Below are 19,690 nucleotides of genomic sequence, written 5' to 3'. Positions count from 1 at the left end.
GCCCGCCCTCGCCGCTCCTAGCGGAAGACGATCGTGCGGGCCCCGTCGAGCAGCACGCGGTCCTCCGCGAACCAGCGCACCGCCTGGGTGAGCGTGCGGCTCTCCTCGTCCTGGCCGATCGCCATCAGCTCGGGGGCGCTGCGGGTGTGGTCGACGCGCACGACGTTCTGCTCGATGATCGGCCCCTCGTCGAGGTCGCTCGTGACGAAGTGGGCCGTCGCGCCGATCAGCTTGACGCCGCGGGCGTGGGCCTGGCGGTACGGGTTGGCGCCCTTGAACCCGGGCAGGAACGAGTGGTGGATGTTGATCGCCCGCCCCTCGAGCGCCGCGCACAGCTCGGGGCTGAGGATCTGCATGTAGCGGGCGAGCACGACGAGCTCGATGTCGTAGCGGTCGACGACCTGCAGCACGCGGGCCTCGAAGGCGGCCTTCGACGCGGCGTCGGTGACCGGGTGGTGCTCGAAGCGCTTGCCGTAGAACTCGGCGAGGCCCGACAGGTCGTCGTGGTTGGCGAGGATGAGCGGCACCTCGATCGGCAGCTGCCCCGCCCGCTGCCGGAAGAGCAGGTCGTTGACGCAGTGCGCGGCCTTGCTCGCGAGCACGAGGGTGCGCGTCGGGCGCCCGACCACGTCGAGGGCGTGCTGCATGCCGTAGCGCTCGACGACCGGGGCGAGCTGCGCCTCGAAGGCGGAACGCTCGCCGGGGGCCTCGACCTGCAGGCGCATGAAGAAGGTGCCGGTGTCGTGGCTCGAGAACTGGGCCGACTCCGTGATGTTGCCCCCCGCCTCCACCACGGCCCCGCTGACGGCGTGCACGATGCCGGGCTGGTCTTCGCAGACCAGCGTCAAGGTCCAGTGCGTGGTGGTGGGGGAGTCGTTGGTCGGGTCGGTCACCAGCCCAGGGTAGTGCGGGCGGCGGGCGTGCTACGCGACCGTGGCGATCAGCAGCGCCACGAGCGAGACCAGCGGGAACACGCCCTGCAGCGTCGCCGCGCGGGCCTTCGTGCGGTCGCTCAGCACGAGCACGAGGGCGGCGGCGAGCATGGAGCCGGTGCCCGCGACGAGCAGGGCCACGCCCGCGGGGGAGGCGCCCGCGGAGTCGTCGGACGCGATCAGCACGACGCCGACCACGGTGACGATCGCGAGGAAGAGGTTGTAGAAGCCCTGGTTGTAGGCGAGCGGCTTCGTGTGCTCGGCCTGGGCGTCGCTCGAGATGCCGAACGTCGCCCGGACCCGCGGGGTCGTCCAGAGCACGGACTCCATGACGAAGATGTAGACGTGCAGCAGCGCGGCGAGGGAGCCGGCGATCAGGGCGATGAGCATGGGGCCGACTCTAGGGCCCCTCCCTCGCGGGCGGGGCTCCGTTCGCCTTCTGGCACCCGGTGTTACGGCCCCGTTTCGGCTGTGTGAAGAACGTATACGAAACGGGGTGAGGGCCTGTGGAACGGCTCTATGGTTCCCCTGGATCCGCCCAGAGCCGGGGCGTCGGAGAGCACGCCGCCGACGGAGCCCGGGGGCGGACGACCGTCCGTCATCGCCCCCTCACCCAGGAGACCCGTGCCCTCGTCTGCCCCTCGGCCTGCCCCCAGGCCCTCCGCCGGTCGCGCCCCGTCGCGTCCGCTCGACCGCCTCTGGCGACGCGTCGCCGTCGCCACCACCCTCTGCGTCGCCGCCGGCACGCTCGCGCTCGGGGCCCCGGCCTCCGCCGCGCCTCCCACGGTCACGACCCTCGCCCAGGGCTCGGACTGGTCGGTCACGCCCGCCGCCGGCGGGTACGTCGTCACCAAGACGCTCGACGCCCCCGTCGAGCAGCGCAGCGCCGCCCCGACCCTGTGGGCCGACGGCGTCGAGCTCGGCGTCGCGACCGAGAGCCTCGACGGTCTCACCCTCACCGTCGTGACCACCCTGCCCGCCGCGGCCACCGCCTCCTCGGTGCAGGCGGGCTGGACGGGCGAGGGCGACCCGGCCCGCGCCTCCGGCGGCCAGGCCCAGCGGCGCCAGGCCGCGCCGGCGCCGGCGCCCACCACCGACGCCGTGCCCGACGACGGCGTCGCCGACGCGCAGCGCCTGCTCGCGGCCGACCCCGCGACGACCGGTGCCTACGGCACCGAGCGGCTCGACTACGACCTCGGCGACGAGGCGGAGGAGATCCGCGGCTTCGGGCGCCTCGGCGAGGTGCGTGCGTCGGTCACGATGCCCGTCGGGGCGACCGGCGAGCGTCCGGTCGTGATGTTCCTGCACGGGCGCCACACCTCGTGCTCGGGCGGCACCCGCAACCCGCTCGCCTGGCCCTGCGGCCCCGACCAGGTCGACGTCGAGAGCTACCTGGGGTACCAGGAGTCCGCCGACGTGCTCGCGAGCCAGGGCTACGCCGTCGTCTCGATCTCGGCCAACGCGATCAACGCCCTCGACGGCACGCTGTCCGACGACAACGGCGCGGTCGCCCGTGCCCAGCTGATCCTCGACCACCTCGCGCTGCTCGAGCAGGCGAACTCCGGCACGGCCGTCGGCCTCAGCCCCGCCCTCGCCGGGCGCCTCGACCTCGACCACGTCGGGCTGATGGGCCACTCGCGCGGCGGTGACGGCGCCGTGCGCGCCGCGCTGCTGAACGCCGAGCTGCCCGAGCCCTTCGGCATCGAGGCCGTGCTGCCGCTCGCGCCGACCGACTTCGGCCGCATGACGCTGCCCGACGTGCCGATGGCTGTCGTGCTGCCGTACTGCGACGGCGACGTGTCCAACCTCCAGGGCCAGCACTTCTTCGACGACTCGCGCCTCGCCTACGGCGACGACGTGCTGCGCTCGTCGGTGCTCGTGATGGGCACGAACCACAACTTCTACAACACGACGTGGACGCCGAGCAAGTACGCCTACTCGGCCAGCGACGACTGGGCCGCCCAGGACCGCCAGCAGGTCGACCCCGACTGCGGCTACGGCACGGCGCCCGCCCGCCTCACCGACGACGAGCAGTACGACGTCGGCACCGCGTACCTCACCGGGTTCTTCCGTCTGACGATGGGCGGCGAGCAGCAGTTCCTGCCGATGTTCGACGGCTCCGACGAGGTGCCCGCCTCGGCCGGCCGCGCCGACGTGCGCGTCACCGCCTCGCAGCCCGCCTCGACCCGCCTCGACGTGCAGACGTTCGCGGTGCCCGACCCCGCCGTGCGCGTGGCCGGCGCCGGCACGTACGCCTGGTGCGCCAGCCTCGCCGGCCGCCCGGTGCCCGGCACGCAGCCCTACTGCGCCACCTCGCTGCTGTCGGCCCAGGTGCCCGACTTCACCCCGGCGAACTTCGCGCCGTCGGTGCCGACCACGCCGTCGCTGCGGTTCACCTGGACCGAGCCCGCGTCGGCGACCGCCGCCCCGGCCGAGCTGCGCGTCCCGATGCCCGGCGGCTCGACCGACGTCTCGGGCTACGAGCGGCTGTCGGTGCGCGTGAGCCCCGACGAGACCGTCGCGGCCCGCACCGACCTCGTCGTCACGCTGGTCGACGGGAAGGGCGGCTCGGCGAGCCTGCCCGCCTCGGAGTTCGGCGACGCCCTCCAGGTGCTGCCCGGCACGAAGGCGCCGCTCCGCAAGCTGCTGCTGCAGCAGCTGGAGATCCCGGTCGCCTCGTTCACCGGCGTCGACCTGGCCGACGTGCGCGAGGTGCGCTTCACGGCTCCCCGCGTCGCCGGCGGTGCGCTGCTCAGCGACCTGTCGTTCCTCGCGGCGCCGAGCGTCGGCACGGCCGCGATCTCGACCCGTCCGTTCGTCTCGGTGCCCGACGTGGCGATCGAGGAGGGCGACGGCCTCGGGTCGGTGGACGTCCCGGTGCTGCTCAGCCGCGCCTCCGACGCTCCGACCACCGCGTGGTTCAGCGCGATCGGCACGCCGAGCGGCAAGGTCGACGTCGCGATGCGGGCGCTGACCTTCGCGCCCGGCGAGACCTGCAAGGTGGTCACCGTGCCGACGACGGGCGACGACCTGTCGAGCCCGACGGCCACCACGCGGTTCCGCGCGACGATCTCGAACACGCAGGAGGGCTCGACCATCGGCGACAGCTTCGGCTGGGTGACCGTGCGTGAGGACGACGCGGTGGTGACGGTGCCGACGGCGACCGTGCCCGCGACGGTGCTGCCGATGGCCCCGGCCGTCGGTGTGCAGGGCGACGCGTGCGCCGAGGCGCAGGCCGAGGCCGGCACTCTCACGGTGTCGGACGACGTCGTGCAGCAGGGCCAGTCGCTGACGATCTCGGGCTCGGGCTTCCGGGTCGGCGAGGCCGTCGCGGTGACGATCGCCCCCGAGGCCGCCGCGGCCCCCGGTGCGCCGACCGTCGCGGTGGTCGACGAGGGCGAGCCCCTGGTCGAGACCGTGATCGCCGACTCGGCCGGCTCGTTCGCGCTGGTCAGCACGATCGCGGCCGACGCCCCCGACGGGGTCCGCACGGTGAGCGCGCTCGGGGCGGGCTCCGGCCTGACCGCGACGGCGAGCTACCGCGTGGGCGCCGAGGCCGTCGTGCCGACGCCCGGCGACCCGGCTCCGGTCGACCCGGGCACGCCCGGTGCGCCGGCCCCGGGTGCGCCCGGCGCGGGTGCGGGTGCAGGAGGCGCGGTGCCGGTCGTGCCCGCCGCCTCCGGTGCCACGCCGATCACGGCCCGCCCGGGCTCCGGTGCCGGTGCCTCCGACCTCGCGTACACCGGCCCCGGCGTCGCGACCGGAGTCCTGGCGATGCTGGCGCTCGCCCTGCTCGGCCTCGGCTCGGCAGCGGTCGTCGCCCGGCGCCGTGGTCTCGAGCCCCTGACGGCGACGCAGGACGCCGCCGACGAGGCGGTGCGCGACCCGCGCTAGGTCAGCTCCGGAGACACGACGTGCCGCACGCCCCTCGGGGTGTGCGGCACGTCGTTCGTCGTGGGGGACGCGGTCAGGACTCCCGCGACCGCTGCGTGCCGCAGGCGAGCGCGCCCGCCGGGACGTCGTCCATGTCGGTCGGCCCGACGTAGGCCGGCTGGAGGGGAGGCAGCGTCGTCACGGCGGCGGTGGCGCCGCCGACCGCCGAGATCTGGCCGTCGAAGGTCGGTGAGGTGGGGTCCGACCCGGTCGCGAAGACGACGAAGTAGCCGCCCTCCGTGCCCTGCGCGGTCTCCGTGTTCTCGACGAGGCCGGTCAGCGTCCACGTGCCGAGGTCGGTGTCGGGTCGCGCACTGAGCCACGGCAGGACGGACTCGACCGTGCCGTTCGCGACGGACGCCTCGTGCAGCGACGTGTTGACGACGGCCAGGGTGGCGGCCGAGGCGGCCTGGCAAGACGGCGTGCTCGCGTCGGCGCCGTCGGGCCAGTCGTCGTCGCCGGCTCCGGAGCTGGCGGGTGCCGGCGACGACGTCTGCGGCGGAGCCCCGGCCACCGTGGCCCCGGACGCACAGCTGGTCAGGAGCAGGCCCCCGACGACGGCCAGCACGGCGAGTGCGGCCGCCCCCTCGTTCTTCGTCGACATCTGGTCAGGCTAGGCCACGAGGGGGCGTCACGGCAGGAGGACGACCTTCCCGTTCAGCGTGTGCGACTCGGCCAGCCGGAGCGCCGCCGCGGCCTCGGTGAGGGGGAACCTCGCGGCGATGGTGGCGGTCAGGACGCCGTCGCGGACGAGCTCGAGCACGTGCGTGAGGTCCGCCTCCAGGTGGGCGCGGTACCGGGCCTTGCGAGCGGTGTGGCCGGCCCACAGGTCGTAGAAGGTGGCCCGCTTGCCGTTGGGCAGCGCCTTCCAGGCGAGGACGCGCGCGATCTGCGCCACGAACGCGCGGGTGACGCTCCCGGTGCCGCTGACGGCGTCGGCGACGGCGTAGGCGACGAGGGTGCCGCCGGGGGCGAGCAGCTGCCAGGCCGTGCGCGTCGTGGCCCCGCCGACGTTGTCGAACACGGCGGCCACGCCTCGCGGGGCGAGCGCCCGCACGGTCGCCGCCAGGTCGGGGTCGTGGCGGTCGACGGGGGTGACCCCCGGGGCGCGGAGGGCGTCGTGGTGGCGCGGTGAGGCCACCGCGACGACGTCGACGCCGGCGTGCCGGGCGAGCTGGACGAGCAGCCCGCCCACGCCCCCGTTGGCGCCGAACACGAGGATCGTCTCGCCGGCCTCCACCCGGGCCGCGCGGTGGAGCATCTGCCAGGCCGTGACGCCGTTGACGGTGACCGCCTCGGCGGCCTCCGGATCGACGCCGTCGGGGACGAGGACGCTGTCGCGGGCGGCGACCACGGCGTGGCGGGCCCAGCCGCCCGTCTTCGTCATGGTCGCCACGCGTCGACCGACCAGGCTCCCGTCCACCCCGCCGCCGACCGCGAGGACGGTGCCGACGAGGTCGTACCCGGGCGTGAACGGGAACGCCGGCTGGGCGTAGTACCGGCCACGGCGCATGGCCTGCTCGGCGAACGAGATGCCGGTCGCCTCGACGGCCACGAGGAGCTCACCGTCGCTGGGCCCGGAGAGCGGTGCCCGGTCGTCGACGACGAGGCCGTCGGGCTCGACGAGTCCGGGGAGGACGACGCGCGTGGTCGTGGTGGGGAGGGACGGTGTCGTGGTCATGGTGGGCGTCTCCTTGCTGAGTGACTGGTCAGTCAATTGAGTGGGCAGGGAAAAGAGAGATGGCCGTGCCGCGGAGGCACGACTAGGAGGGGTGGCTGATGCCGGCCGTGAGGGTCGCGGCCCAGGACGCGGGGACGCTGTCGAGGTCCGTCTGCACGATCAGGTGGCAGAGCTGGCCGTAGGCGATGAACCGCTGCACGTCGGCCGGCCCGGCCCCGGAGCCGTCGGAGACCGCGGCCACCACGGCCGCGAGCCCCTCCCGGACGGCGCCGCGGACGGCGGGGGCGTTCGACGCGGCCTGCGCGTGAGCCTGCATCAGGATGAGGTCTCGATCGGCGATCAACGCGACGTAGGCGTCGGTCATGGCCGCGAGCAGGTCGCGCGGGTCGGTCGCGGAGCTCTGCTCGCCCGCCTGGGTCATCGCGTCGGCGACCCTGGCGTAGGTGCTGCGGACCGCGGCGACGAAGAGGCCCTCCTTGTCGCCGAAGAGACGGAAGACGTAGGCGGGCGAGACCGAGGCCTCCGCCGCCACGTCGGCCACCGGGGTGGCGTAGAGGCCTCGGTGCGCGAAGACCCGGACGGCGGCCGCGGTGACCCGCTCGCGCTGGGCGTCGGCCGTGGACCGGATGCTGGAGGACATGTGACTGAGTGAACACTCACTCAGCGCCGTTGTCAACACCCGAGGCACGACGAGCTGCGACGCGCGCCCCCGATCTCAGGCCGAGTCATCCTCAGGCCGAGTTGTGCCCGCCCGCCGACCATGACATGCCGCCGGCCTCGCCGCGCGGGCCCTCCTGCTGTCGCTCGGCGTCGGCCTGGGCGCGCAGGCCCGACTCGTGCTCCTGCGCGTCGAGCCGCCCGGCGAGGGCGCGCGACCGGCGCTCGCGGAGGACGACCACGGCCGTGGCCGCGACGATGCCCAGGACGATGAGGGTCACGACGACCGTGGCGGTGTTCATCACGACACGCTAGCGACATCTCAGGTCACCACAAGGGGGCCCGGCGAGCCGGCACGACCTCGCTCGCCGCCGCCGGGCGCACGGAGGGCGCCCCGCACGGCTGTCGTGCGGGGCGCCCTCGGGGTGGTGGGCGGCTAGGAGCGGTGCTGCTCGCCGCTGCCGGGGACGGCTCCCTCGGCGACGGAGGCGTCGTCCGCGCCTCCCCGGGTCTCGTCCGCACCGGAGGCCCCGGCAGCCTCCGAAGCCTCGGCGGCCGCGTCGGCCTCGACCGCCGCGTAGGAGGCGCTCAGCCCCTCGTCGGCGTCGTGCTCGACCCAGGCGAGGTCGTCCTTCGAGTGGTCGTAGGCAGCCGGCACCAGGGCGAAGTCGTCGCCGAACTCCTCGAGGCCGTTGCGCACGCTGTGGCGCACGACGCGCTCGGCGTACTGGTCGCGGAGGATGAGCGGATCGCGGCGGAGGTCCTTGAGGAACGCGATCATGATGAACGCCATGATGATCGCGAACGGCAGCGCCGCGATGATCGTCACGTTCTGCAGCGCGCTCAGCCCGGCGCCGTCCTCCCCGCCGGCGACGAGCAGCACCGCGGCGATCGCGCCGACGAGCACGCCCCAGGTCACGGTGACCCAGCGCGACGGCTCGGGGCGGCCCTGCTGCGACAGCGTGCCCATCACGAGCGACGCCGAGTCGGCGCCGGTGACGAAGAAGATCGCGACGAGGATCGCGGCGATGACCGTCGTGACGCCCGCCAGTGGGAGGCCGCCGAGCATGCCGAACAGCACCTCCTCGGGCGGGCTGCTGGGCAGCGGCGCGTCCTTCATGCGCTGGTCGATGGCGGTGACGCCGAAGATCGCGAACCAGATGAACGACACGATCGACGGCACGACCACGACGACGGAGACGAACTGGCGCAGCGTGCGGCCGCGCGAGATCTTGGCGATGAACATGCCGACGAAGGGGGACCACGAGATCCACCACGCCCAGTAGAAGATCGTCCAGCTCGACAGGAAGGCCTGGGCCTCCTCGCCCTGCGAGCCGGAGCGCCCGATCATCATCGGCAGGTCGCCGACGAACTGGGCGGCGACCGACGGGATCACGTTGAGGATCAGCATCGACGGGCCGACGAAGAACACGAAGAGCGCCAGCAGGAGCGCCACGACCGTGTTGATGTTCGAGAGGGCCTGGATGCCGCGCGAGACCCCCGACACGGCGGAGATGATGAAGGCGATGGTCAGCACCGTGATGACGCCGACCAGCAGCGTGTTGCCGGCCTGGCCGATGCCGCTGATGAGCTCGACGCCGTGGCCGATCTGCAGGGCTCCGAGGCCGAGCGAGGCCGCCGTGCCGAAGAGCGTCACGATGATGGCGAAGATGTCGATGGTCTTGCCGAGGGGGCCCTGGGTGCGGCCCTCGCCGACCAGCGACGCGAAGATCGACGAGATCAGCGGGGTGCGGCCGCGGCGGTACGCGCCGTAGGCGATCGCCCCGCCGATGAGGGCGTAGAACGACCACGCCTGGGGGCCCCAGTGATACAGGACCTGCGTCAGGGCCGTGTGCATCGCCTCCACCGTCTCGGCCTCGTCGGTTCCGGGGGGAGGCGTCTCGAAGAAGGTCAGCGGCTCGGCCGCGCCCCAGAACACGAGGCCGATGCCCATGCCGGCGGCGAAGAGCATCGAGATCCAGGAGAACATCGAGAACTCGGGCGCCTCGTCGTCGCGCCCGAGGCGGATGCGCCCGAAGCGGCCGAACCCGACCCAGAGCATGAAGACCATGATCACGGTCGCGATCGACGTGAAGAACCAGCCGGTGTACTCGATGACCCAGGCGAGGACGGCCGAGGCGGTGGAGGCGAGGCTCCCGCCCCCGAGGACGCCCCACGCCAGGAAGGCGACCGCGAAGAGGATGGCGACGCCGAAGACGGTGCGGTCGGTGCGGAACACGCGGCCGGTCTGCTCGACGCCGAGGCCCGGGATCAGGGCCGGGTGCACCCCGCTCGGCGGCGGCTCGGTGAAGTCGCGGACGAGGCGTCGCGCGCCTCCGGCGGTGCGGTCGTGGCGGTGGTCGCCGGGCGGATCGGTAGGTCGGGGGGCCTGCTGGTTTCCTGACATGAGGAGCAATTCTCTGACTTTTGGGGCAGAAGGACCAATCGAGGCGTCGGGGACGCCCTCGGGCCGACGACCTCGACGGGGCTCACGCCCCCTTCCGGGCACCAGCCGCGACGGTGGCCACCGCACAGGCCGACGGCCACGTCACGGGGCTCCCGTGACGTGGCCGTCGGCTCTGCTCGGCCCGGGTCAGCGGGGCCGGACCGTGATCGAGTCGATCTCCGCGAAGCCGCTGCCGCCGGCGAAGTTCGGCGAGCCCTTCGCGAGCCTGATGACGTTGTAGCCGGCCTTCAGGGTGAGCGGGGCGGCGGCGGAGTCGGCGAACCGGCCCCATCCGCCCGTGGTCGGGTACGACACCGTCGAGAACGCGCCCCCGTTGTAGGCGAGGCCCTGGGTGGACGTGGCCGCGCCTCCGTTGGCGTACCGGGTCGTCAGCGAGTAGGCGCCCGCGGTCGGGACCTCGACGACGAAGTCCACGAAGCTGTTCGAGCGGCCGTCGCCGAGGCCGTCGATGCGCCCGACGTAGCCGCCGTTCGACGCGGAGGCCGACGACAGGCGCTGGGCGTTCACGACCGTGGCGTTCTCGGCCTCGTACACCTGCTGGTACGACGTCGTCGGCCCGGCGGCCGGCGTGACGACGACCTGGTAGGCGCCCAGGTAGTCCTGGTCCGTGATCGGCACCGTCACGGCTCCGTCCACGACGGTCGCCGTCGTGCTCGAGATCTGGGTCGGGGCGGCGACGTTCGTCATGCGGCCCGAGCGCGGCGTGTAGTTCACGGTGACCTTCACCTGCGAGCCGAACGAGGCGAGCCCCTTCACCTGGACGGCGTTGTCGCCGAAGGTGCCGCCCAGGGCGACGTTGACGATCTTGCGGGTCGAGTCGTACGACGCGAAGCCGTCGAGGTCGCCCGAGGGCGTGACCGCGAGCATGTTCCCGGCCATCTCGCCGTACCACTTGTAGAGCCAGTACGAGCCGGTGGGGGCGCCGTTCCAGACGAGCCCGCCGACGGTGCCCGACTCGTACCAGTACGCCCGCTCGGCGTCGTTGATGCCGGTGCGCTCGAACTGGGCGATGTAGTGCGCCGCGACGCTGGGGGTGTCGACCTGCGACGGGGAGCCGTACTCGTTGATCGAGATGGGCCGCGGGCTGATGCCCAGCGAGCGCTCGATGGCCCGGTAGTCGGCGACGTGCTCGTCGACCGTGTTGTAGGTCTCGTCCTCCAGCTCGTGCCAGACCACGACGTCGGGCAGCGTGCCGTCGGCCTTGGCCCGGGCCATGAAGTCGCGCATCAGGTCGGGGTAGTAGCGGCTGTAGCTCGGGCCGACGATGGGCGTCGTCGTGTCCTGCAGCTTCACCTGGCGGTAGGTGCGGGTCCAGCCGTCGAGGAAGGGGCCGGCCTTCGCGGTGTCCCAGGTGCCGTCGGGCTCGTTCCAGAGCTCCCAGCCGTTGATGTTCGTCGTGCCGGTGGCGTCGACGCGCGCCTTCACCATCGTGTCGATCTTCTGGGTCCAGTCGGCCCAGCTGATCCAGCGGTACGGGAAGTCCGGGTACACGTCGGGCATGCGGGCGTACGACTGCGCGCCGTCGCGCGTGAACGCGGGCGCCGTCACGAGGACGTCGCCGGAGGGGACGGTGGCTCCGTTGCCGAGCTGCTGCACCCCCGGCGCCGGCTGGGTGTGCTGCTTGAGCCGCAGCGGGGTCAGCAGGCCCGGTGCCGGCTCCGTGGTGCTCGAGACGGCGTACAGGCCGCCGGCCCCGACGTGGGTGACCGGCCGGATGCTGCTCGACGCGTCGACGACGAGCGTGTTCCCGGCGGCGCTGGCCGTCGCCCCCGGGGTGACGAGCGCCGCGACGACGGCTGCGCTCAGGCCGAGGGCGAGGACGGCCCCCATGGTCTTCTTGGTCTTTCTCATCCTGTGCTCCTTCGCGTGGACGAGCGGCGCCGCGTAGGACGGCATTGTCCGAAACCGCTTTCGCTCAGACTGGCAGAGGCCTGCGGATTAAACAAGAAGGTGCCCTGAAGTGGTTTCGAGAACGGCCGGGGTCGAGGGCGTGACGAGGGGCCCATGCGAGCCCGCCGGAGCTCGCCCGCACCCTGCGGTGCGGGCGCCGAGGCGCCGAGTCGCCGAGCTCACGGCGCGCCCGGGCTCAGGAGGCGCGAGGGCTCAGCGCCCCGCGTCGGGCGTCACGCCCCGGAGTCGGTGCCCGGCACGGTCGACGCCCGCGCCTGCACCCGCACCGGCTGCGGGAACACGCCGGCGGAGACGGTCCCCTCGATGATGTCGACCAGGTGCTGCGCCGCCGTGCGCCCGAGCACCTCGAGCTCCATGTCGACGCTCGTCAGCGGGGGGCGGGACTCCCGCACGAGCAGGTCCCAGTTGTCGAAGCCCACGACCGCGACGTCGTCGGGCACCCGCAGGCCCTCGTCGCGGAGCGTGTCGAGCACGCCCCGGGCGATGTGGTCGCTGCCCGCGACGACGGCGTCGAGGGGATCGCTGCCGCGCACGAGCAGGCGTGCGCAGTCGCGGCCCCAGGCCTCGCCCCACTGCCCGTAGAGCGAGTCGCCGCCGACGAGGCCGAGCCCCGCGGCGCGCAGGGCCCCGGCGACCCCGGCGGCGCGGTCGCGAGCGGCGGCGTACGACGCCTCGCCGTTCACGAGGGCGATGCGCCGGCGGCCGAGGCCGAGCAGGTGCTCGGCCGCGGCGGTGCCGGCCTGCACGTTGTCGGGCGTGAACGACACGTCGCCGTCGCCGGTCGAGGGCGCGTACACGTAGACCACCGGCACGTCGGCGGGCACCGCGGCGGGCGGTCGAGGGTTCGTGGTCCGGCCGACGATGAGGAGGCCGTCGACCCGTCGGGTCAGGAGGGAGTCGATCTGCAGCTGCTCGCGGAGGGCGTCGTCGCGGGCGTCGGCCAGCAGCACCGAGAGCGAGCCGGAGCCGAAGGCGTCCTCCGCCCCGAGGAGGATCGGCAGCACGAAGCGGTTGTCGAGGTCGCTCGTCACCATGCCGATGGTGCCGGTGCGAGCCGAGTTGAGGGCCCGCGCGAAGAAGTTCGGGGTGAACGAGAGGGCCGCGGCGGCCTCCTCGACCTTGAGCCGCGTGCTGGCCGCGACCTGTGCCCGGCCGTTCAGGGCCTTCGACGCCGTCGCCACCGAGACCCCCGCGACCCGCGCCACGTCGGCGAGGGTGACCGTCGCCGACCCCGTCCTGTCCCCTGTCGTGGCCATGTCCCGAAATTAGTTCATGTCTGTGTTGACAAGCAAGCCGAGCAGGCATAGCTTCATCCCCGAAACCAGTTTCGGTGTCCACCCCGCACCGGAGCCGACACCCCCTACTTTCTCGACGGTGAGATGCGCGGACCGCGCGGCCTCTCTGCGAGATCCCTGCATCACCAGAGAGGATCACCGTGAACACGAACACTCGCCGCAAGGCCGCCATCGTCACCGTCGTCGGGCTCGCCACCGCGGCCGCGCTCACCGGCTGTGCCGGCGGATCGGGCGGAGGCTCGTCCGACGCCGCCTCCGGCACCTACACCTTCTGGGACCCGTACCCCCAGTTCGACGACTCCAGCGACTGGGCGAAGCTCGTCAGCTCCTGCGGCACCGACGCCGGCGTCACGATCGAGCGCACGGGCTACGACACCTCCGACCTGACCAGCAAGGCGCTCCTCGCGGGGCAGCAGGGCAACAGCCCCGACCTGCTGCTCGTCGACAACCCCGTCGTCTCCACGCTCGCCGAGGCCGGCCTGCTCACCGACACCGACGAGACCGGAGCCGACACCTCCGCCGTCGAGGCGAACCTGCTCGCCGCCGGCCAGCTCGACGGGAAGACCTACGGCGTCCCGATCGGCGCCAACACCCTCGCTCTCTACTACAACAAGAGCGTCCTCGACGCCGCCGGCGTCGACCCGGCCTCGATCACCGACTGGGACAGCCTGACCACCGCCCTCGAGGCGGTCACCGCGGCGGGGAAGAAGGGCATCACCTTCTCGGCCATCGGCACCGAGGAGGGCAGCTTCCAGTTCCTGCCCTGGTTCTGGGGCTCGGGCGCCGACCTGACCACGCTCGACTCCGACGACGGGCAGTCGGCCCTCGCCCTGTGGACCGACTGGGTCGACGCCGGCTACGCCCCCAACTCGGTGATCGGCAACACGCAGACGACCAGCTGGCAGGAGTTCCTCACCGGCGACTACGCCTTCGGCGAGAACGGCACCTGGCAGCTGGCCGGGGTCAAGGAGTCGGGCATCGACTACGGCATCATCTCCATCCCCTCGAAGGACGGCGGCGCCGCCCCGGCCCCGACCGGCGGCGAGTTCCTGACGGTGCCCGTGCAGTCCGACGACGCGCGCTACGCGGTCTCCGAGAAGATCCAGGCCTGCCTGACGAGCACCGACAACCTCGTCGCGACCGACACGACGCTCTCGTACGTCGCGCCGACGACGGAGGCGCAGGAGGCGCAGGTCGCCGCCGACCCCGACCTCCAGCCCTGGGTCGACGCGGTCGCCGACGCGAAGGGCCGCACCAGCGACGACCTCGGCACGGACTACCCGAAGATCTCGGAGCAGCTCTGGAAGGCCGTGCAGAACAGCCTGAGCGGGTCGTCGACCCCGGAGGCGGCGCTGCAGGAGGCGCAGCAGGCCGCCGAGTCCGCCACGAAGTAGCGAGGCCCCGGCCTGGCACCCGGCCGGGGCGCGCACGGCGCCCCGGCCCCCGCGGCACCCCCGCACCGTCCCCCGACGAGGAGCAGCAGCAGATGACCACCGACACCGTCCCCCGCCCGGAGGCGACCCGAGCAGCACGGCCGGCCTCCCCGCCGGCCCCCGGAGCCCCGCCGGATCCCTCCGCGGCGCGCCGCCGTCGACGCGTCGAGCCTGGCCAGGCCGCGGCCTGGGCGTTCCTCGCCCCCGTGGTCGCCTACCTAGCCGTCTTCTACGTCTACCCGCTGCTGCGGAACGTCGACCTCTCGGTCCGCGACTACACGGTGCGATCGTTCATCGACGGCACCGCGCCCTTCATCGGCCTGCAGAACTTCGTCGAGGTCTTCCAGAGCCCCACCTTCGGCCCGGCTCTCGTCAACACCCTCCTCTTCACGTCGATCTCGATCGCGTTCCAGTTCTCGATCGGCATGGCCCTCGCGGTCTTCTTCTTCCAGAAGTTCCCGCTCTCCTCGACGCTCCGGGCGCTCTTCCTCGTGCCGTGGCTGCTGCCGCTCATCGTCAGCGCGTCGACCTGGTCGTGGATGCTGAACAGCGAGAGCGGCGTCGTCAACTCCGTCATCCGCGCCGTCGGCGGCGAGCAGGTCAACTGGCTGACCTCGCCGCAGTGGGCGCTGACGAGCGTGATCATCGCGAACATCTGGATCGGCATCCCGTTCAACCTCGTCATCCTCTACAGCGGGCTGCAGAACATCTCGGCGGACGTCTACGAGGCCGCCTCGCTCGACGGCGCGAACGCGTGGCAGGCCTTCTGGCGCATCACCTTCCCGCTCCTCAAGCCGGTCTCGGCGATCACGATCCTGCTCGGCCTCGTCTACACGCTGAAGGTCTTCGACATCATCTGGATCATGTCGCGCGGCGGGCCGGGCGACGCCTCGACCACGTTCGCCATCTGGTCGTACCAGCTCGGCTTCGGCTCGACGCTGCCCACCTTCGGGCCCGCGGCCGCCGTGGGCAACCTCCTCATCGTCATGGCCCTGATCTGTGGCCTCGTCTACCTGCGCGTGCAGAGGAAGCAGGCGAACTCGTGACCGCCGTCACCACCACCCGGCCCACCGGGGCAGCGAGCCCGCCCAGCGGCGCACGCCGCGCCTCCTCGAGGCGCCTCGGCCGGCGCAGCCTCGGCACCACCGTCGTCGGCGTCGCGCTGACCGCCGTGATGCTGTTCCCGATCTACTGGATGATCAACGTGTCGCTGACGCCGACGGCGCAGATGCGGCAGAGCCCGCCGTCGTGGTTCCCGGCGCAGCCGACCCTCGACGGCTACCGCGCCGTGGTCAGCGAGCAGCTGCCGTACCTCGGCACGAGCCTCCTCGTCGGGCTCGGCACCGTCGTGGTGACGATCGCGCTGTCGGCCCCCGCGGCCTACTCGCTCGCCAAGCTGCGCCCCGTCGGCGGCGGAGCCCTGAGCTTCGTGATGATCGTCGCGCAGATGATCCCGCAGGTGATCATGGCGATGGGCTTCTACGCCATCTACCTCAACCTCGGGATCCTCAACGAGTGGTGGGGCCTCGTCATCGCCGACTCGACCCTCGCGGTGCCCTTCGGCGTGCTGATCTTCACCGCGTTCATGCAGGGCATCCCCGACGAGCTGCTCGCGGCCGCGAAGCTCGACGGGGCGGGCACCTGGCGCACCTTCGTCTCGATCGTGCTGCCGGTCAGCCGCAACTCGGCGGTCACCGTGGGGCTCTTCGCCTTCCTCTGGGCCTGGTCGGACTTCGTCTTCTCGTCGACCCTCAACAGCGGCGGCGACGCGCAGACGATCACGCTCGGCATCTACCGCTACATCGGCAACAACAACCAGGAGTGGAACTCGATCATGGCGACCGCGGTCGTCGCCTCGATCCCCGCGACGGTGCTGCTCGTCGTCGCCCAGCGGTACGTCGCCGCGGGCGTCACCGCGGGCGCCGTCAAGGACTGACCGTGACCGCCGCCGCGCAGCCCGCCGCACCCCCCGAGACCAGGAGCACCACCGTGACCACCACCTCCCCCCGCCCCACCACGCTCGCAGGCGACCGGCGCCGGTTCGCCGGGCCCGTCGACCCCCGCACGTCGACGCTCACCCCCCTCGACGCGACCCAGGTGCGCCTGACCGGCGGGTTCTGGGCCGAGAAGCAGCAGCTGAACGCCGACGTGGTGCTGCGGCACTGCGAGGACTGGATGGAGCGCATCGGCTGGATCCGCAACTTCGACCTCGCCGCCGCGGGCCGCGACCAGCCCGACGAGGAGTGGCCGCACTCCGGCATCGAGTTCGTCGACAGCGAGGTGTACAAGCTGCTCGAGGGCATGGCGTGGGAGCTCGGCCGTCAGCACGACCCCGACCTGCAGCGTCGCTACGACGACCTCGTCGAGCGCGTCTCGGGCGCGCAGGACGACGACGGCTACCTGCACACCAGCTTCGGCCGCCCCTGGCAGCGCGCCCGGTGGAGCGACCTCGAGTGGGGCCACGAGCTGTACTCGATGGGGCACCTCCTGCAGGCCGTCGTCGCCGCGGAGCGGACGGGCACCGGGCCCCGCCTCGTCGAGGTCGGCCGCCGCCTGGCCGAGCACCTGTGGCGTGAGTTCGGGCCGGAGGGGCGGGTCGCGATCTGCGGTCACCCCGAGATCGAGGTGGCCCTGGCCGAGCTCGGTCGCGCGCTCGACGAGCCCCGCTGGGTCGAGCTCGCCCGGCTCTTCGTCGACCGTCGCGGCCGGGGCCTGCTCGCCGAGATCGAGTACGGCGCCGAGTACTTCCAGGACGACCGGCCCGTGCGCGAGGCCGACGTGCTGCGCGGCCACGCCGTGCGTGCGCTGTACCTCGCGGCGGGAGCCCTCGACGTCGCCGTCGAGACGCGCGACGACGAGCTGGCCGACGCCGTCCGCCGACAGTGGGAGGCGACGGTCGCGCACCGCACGTACGTGACCGGCGGCATGGGCTCCCACCACCAGGACGAGGCGTTCGGCGCCGACCACGAGCTTCCGCCCGACCGCGCGTACTCCGAGACCTGTGCCGGCATCGCCTCCACGATGCTGTCGTGGCGGCTGCTGCTGGCCGACGGGGACGCCCGGTACGCCGACCTGATCGAGCGCACGCTGCTCAACGTCGTCCTGGCGTCGCCCCGCGAGGACGGGCGCGCCTTCTTCTACACGAACACGCTGCACCAGCGCACCGAGGGCACCGTGCCCGACGAGCTCGAGGTCAACGCCCGCGCGTTGTCGAGCCTCCGAGCGCCGTGGTTCGAGGTGTCGTGCTGCCCGACGAACGTCGCCCGCACCCTGGCGAGCGTGGAGCAGTACTTCGCGACCCGCACCGACGACGGCGTGCAGCTGCACCAGTACGGCAGCTACGACGTCGACGTCGAGCTGCCCGACGGCACGGCCGTCGCCCTCTCGGTCGCGAGCGGGTACCCGTTCGACGGCCGTGTCGAGGTGACCTGGCGGGAGGCCACCGACCGCGAGGTCGAGCTGACGCTCCGGGTGCCCTCGTGGACGGAGGGCGCGGCCGTCACGCTGGTCGCGCCCGACGGCGAGGTCAGTCGGCACGCGACCTCGACGGTGGTCGTGCGGCAGGCGTTCGCGGCGGGCGACGTGGTCGTCCTCGACCTGCCGGCCCGCGCCTCCTGGGTGCACCCCGACCCGCGGATCGACGCGGTGCGCGGCCAGGTGGCCGTGCAGCGGGGGCCCCTGGTGCTGGCGCTCGAGTCGGTCGACCTGCCCTCGGGCAGCGTCGCCGACGTCCTCGTCGACACCCGGGTCGCCCCCGTCACGACGCCGACCGGCGCCCGGGTGGCGCTGACCCGCAGCTGGACCCGGCCGGCGCCCTGGCCGTACGGCCAGTCCGTCGCGGCGACGGTCGAGCAGCTCGGCCGCGTCGACCTCGTGCCCTACGCCTCGTGGGGCAACCGCGGGCCGTCGACGATGCGCGTGTGGCTGCCGGTGGGGGAGGGGCGGGGCTGAGGCCGGGCCGGGGCCGCGCCGTGACGACGCGGCGCGGCCCCGGGCGGGTCACTCGCTGACGCTGTCGCTCTCGCCGGCGAGCTCGCCGCCGTCGATGACGAACTCCGCTCCGGTCTGGAAGCTCGACTCGTCGCTGGCGAGGTAGACGACGAGGTTCGACACCTCGGCCGGCTCGCCGATGCGGTGCAGGGCGCCGAGCTGGTAGCCGAGCTCGAGGCCGTCGGTCATCGGCGTGCGGATGACGCCCGGGTGCACCGAGTTCGAGCGCACGTTCTCCGCACCGAGCTCGAGCGCGACCGACTTCGTCAGGCCACGGATCGCGAACTTCGACGCGACGTAGCCGTGCAGCGCCGTGGTGCCCTGCAGGCCCGCCGTCGACGAGATGTTGACGATCGAGGAGGGTGCCGACGCCACGAGTGCGTCGCGGGCGGCCGTGATGCCGAGGAAGGCCCCCGTCACGTTGATGCTCAGGATGAGGTTCCACTGGTCGAGCGTGTACGTGCCGAGTCGGCCGAAGTTGACGATGCCCGCGTTGTTGACGAGCACGTTCAGCCCGCCGAACTCGTCGACGGCCGTCGACACCGCCGTGGCCCAGTCCGCCTCCGAGGTGACGTCGAGGTGGACGTAGCGGGCCGCGTCGCCCAGCTCCTCCGCGAGGGCTCGGCCCTCGTCGTCGAGCAGGTCGCCCACGACGACCCTGCCCCCCTCCGCCACGATCGCTCGGGCGTGCGAGGCGCCCATGCCCCGCGCGCCTCCGCTGATGAGGGCGATCTTGCCTGTCAGTCGTTCCATGTCGTGGCTCCCTTGCCGTCGATGTGGGTCCTGCACGTCACGACGACCGACGCAGTTGCGCGACGCGTGTCGTCGTCCGCTCGAGAGTACGCCGACGGTCGTCGTCTGGGCCGTGCCGGGGCGCGACGTCGACGAGCGCCAGTCAGCGAGCCTCCGGCAGGGCCGTACCGTCGTCGACGTCGAGCTGGACCCTCCACCCGGCCTCGTCCCCGCCCTCGCCGTGGCCGGGGAGGCGCTCGACGGCGACGCTGGTCGACTCGCCGACGACGTTCGTCCACGGGCCCCCGGGGTCCGGTCGGTGGAAGCGCTGTCGGACGGCGGCGACGGAGAGGATCCGCCCGGCCACGGCGACCCGGGGCGCATCGTCGCCGCCGGGGTGCGTCTCGGCGAAGTCGACGCCGGCCGCCTCCTCCGGGCCGTACGACGCCTCGATCCACTCGCGGCCCCAGGTCAGCTCCCACGTCACCTCGTCGCCGACGCCGGCCGCCGTGCCGCAGCAGCCCTGCTCCCGGCTCGAGACGAACACTCCGATGCGCATCCGCCCAGCGAAGCACGCCGACGAGCCGCACGGGTCGGCCCCGGCCCTCGAGCTCCCTCCACGTCCACAGGTCCCGCCGTCCACAGGCGGAGCCGTGTCG

Annotated in this window: 16 protein-coding genes; 5 read left to right on the top strand and 11 right to left on the bottom strand. The window is 73.0% G+C overall.

From position 1 onward, the window contains the following. Positions 1-17: 17 nt before the first annotated feature. Positions 18-893: a formyltetrahydrofolate deformylase gene (gene purU / locus JOE43_RS00995; protein WP_209513981.1), complete on the bottom strand. Its 876-nt coding sequence runs from the start codon at positions 891-893 to the stop codon at positions 18-20. A 30-nt stretch (positions 894-923) separates the two neighbouring features. After that, positions 924-1,322, bottom strand: coding sequence for a DUF1304 domain-containing protein (locus JOE43_RS00990; RefSeq protein ID WP_209513979.1), 399 nt, complete (start codon positions 1,320-1,322; stop codon positions 924-926). A 234-nt stretch (positions 1,323-1,556) separates the two neighbouring features. On the opposite strand from JOE43_RS00990, the gene JOE43_RS00985 reads away from it, so the two are divergent. Beyond that, positions 1,557-4,826, top strand: coding sequence for a hypothetical protein (locus JOE43_RS00985; RefSeq protein ID WP_209513978.1), 3,270 nt, complete (start codon positions 1,557-1,559; stop codon positions 4,824-4,826). A 73-nt stretch (positions 4,827-4,899) separates the two neighbouring features. Here the strand turns inward: JOE43_RS00985 and JOE43_RS00980 are convergent, their stop codons facing one another. The 7 genes from JOE43_RS00980 to JOE43_RS00950 all read right to left on the bottom strand — a co-directional run bounded on the left by JOE43_RS00980 (position 4,900) and on the right by JOE43_RS00950 (position 12,837). Beyond that, complete coding sequence (locus JOE43_RS00980; RefSeq protein WP_209513976.1) at positions 4,900-5,469, bottom strand: hypothetical protein; 570 nt, start codon at positions 5,467-5,469, stop codon at positions 4,900-4,902. 27 nt (positions 5,470-5,496) lie between these two features. Continuing rightward, positions 5,497-6,546 carry a zinc-binding dehydrogenase gene (locus JOE43_RS00975; RefSeq protein WP_209513974.1) on the bottom strand — a complete coding sequence of 350 codons (1,050 nt, stop codon included), beginning with the start codon at positions 6,544-6,546 and terminating at the stop codon, positions 5,497-5,499. Between the two features lie 82 nt (positions 6,547-6,628). Then, positions 6,629-7,186, bottom strand: a complete 558-nt coding sequence (locus JOE43_RS00970) for a TetR/AcrR family transcriptional regulator (protein WP_209513972.1) — start codon at positions 7,184-7,186, stop codon at positions 6,629-6,631. Between the two features lie 91 nt (positions 7,187-7,277). Then, positions 7,278-7,505, bottom strand: a complete 228-nt coding sequence (locus tag JOE43_RS00965) for a hypothetical protein (RefSeq protein ID WP_209513970.1) — start codon at positions 7,503-7,505, stop codon at positions 7,278-7,280. 134 nt (positions 7,506-7,639) lie between these two features. Continuing rightward, positions 7,640-9,610 carry a BCCT family transporter gene (locus tag JOE43_RS00960; RefSeq protein WP_209513968.1) on the bottom strand — a complete coding sequence of 657 codons (1,971 nt, stop codon included), beginning with the start codon at positions 9,608-9,610 and terminating at the stop codon, positions 7,640-7,642. A gap of 186 nt (positions 9,611-9,796) precedes the next feature. Then, entirely contained in the window at positions 9,797-11,521 is a 1,725-nt protein-coding gene (locus tag JOE43_RS00955) for a CBM35 domain-containing protein (protein ID WP_245187092.1), read from the bottom strand. Between the two features lie 272 nt (positions 11,522-11,793). Next, entirely contained in the window at positions 11,794-12,837 is a 1,044-nt protein-coding gene (locus JOE43_RS00950) for a LacI family DNA-binding transcriptional regulator (RefSeq protein ID WP_209513966.1), read from the bottom strand. 179 nt (positions 12,838-13,016) lie between these two features. Here JOE43_RS00950 and JOE43_RS00945 point away from each other — a divergent pair, with 179 nt between their 5' ends. From JOE43_RS00945 to JOE43_RS00930, 4 genes are all read left to right on the top strand, one after another. Next, positions 13,017-14,270 carry an extracellular solute-binding protein gene (locus JOE43_RS00945; RefSeq protein WP_209513964.1) on the top strand — a complete coding sequence of 418 codons (1,254 nt, stop codon included), beginning with the start codon at positions 13,017-13,019 and terminating at the stop codon, positions 14,268-14,270. 92 nt (positions 14,271-14,362) lie between these two features. Then, on the top strand, positions 14,363-15,355 hold the full coding sequence (locus tag JOE43_RS00940) for a carbohydrate ABC transporter permease (RefSeq protein WP_209513962.1): 993 nt from the start codon (positions 14,363-14,365) through the stop codon (positions 15,353-15,355). A gap of 128 nt (positions 15,356-15,483) precedes the next feature. After that, a complete protein-coding gene (locus JOE43_RS00935) occupies positions 15,484-16,245 on the top strand; it encodes a carbohydrate ABC transporter permease (protein WP_209518934.1) in 762 nt (253 codons plus the stop codon). Between the two features lie 53 nt (positions 16,246-16,298). Beyond that, positions 16,299-18,260, top strand: coding sequence for a beta-L-arabinofuranosidase domain-containing protein (locus JOE43_RS00930; protein WP_209513960.1), 1,962 nt, complete (start codon positions 16,299-16,301; stop codon positions 18,258-18,260). 48 nt (positions 18,261-18,308) lie between these two features. On the opposite strand, the gene JOE43_RS00925 is transcribed toward JOE43_RS00930, so the two are convergent. Together JOE43_RS00925 and JOE43_RS00920 are read right to left on the bottom strand one after the other, a co-directional pair. Beyond that, positions 18,309-19,052, bottom strand: a complete 744-nt coding sequence (locus JOE43_RS00925) for an SDR family oxidoreductase (RefSeq protein WP_209513958.1) — start codon at positions 19,050-19,052, stop codon at positions 18,309-18,311. A gap of 142 nt (positions 19,053-19,194) precedes the next feature. After that, the gene (locus JOE43_RS00920; RefSeq protein WP_209513956.1) at positions 19,195-19,590 is read right to left on the bottom strand and encodes a DUF6578 domain-containing protein; all 396 of its coding nucleotides are present in this window, start codon (positions 19,588-19,590) and stop codon (positions 19,195-19,197) included. Positions 19,591-19,690: the final 100 nt, after the last annotated feature.

This window comes from Frigoribacterium sp. PvP121, assembly GCF_017833115.1.
Classification (GTDB): Bacteria; Actinomycetota; Actinomycetes; order Actinomycetales; family Microbacteriaceae; genus Frigoribacterium; species Frigoribacterium endophyticum.
Note: the sequence above shows the minus strand (reverse complement) of the source record. Positions and strands in the feature narration are given on the sequence as shown.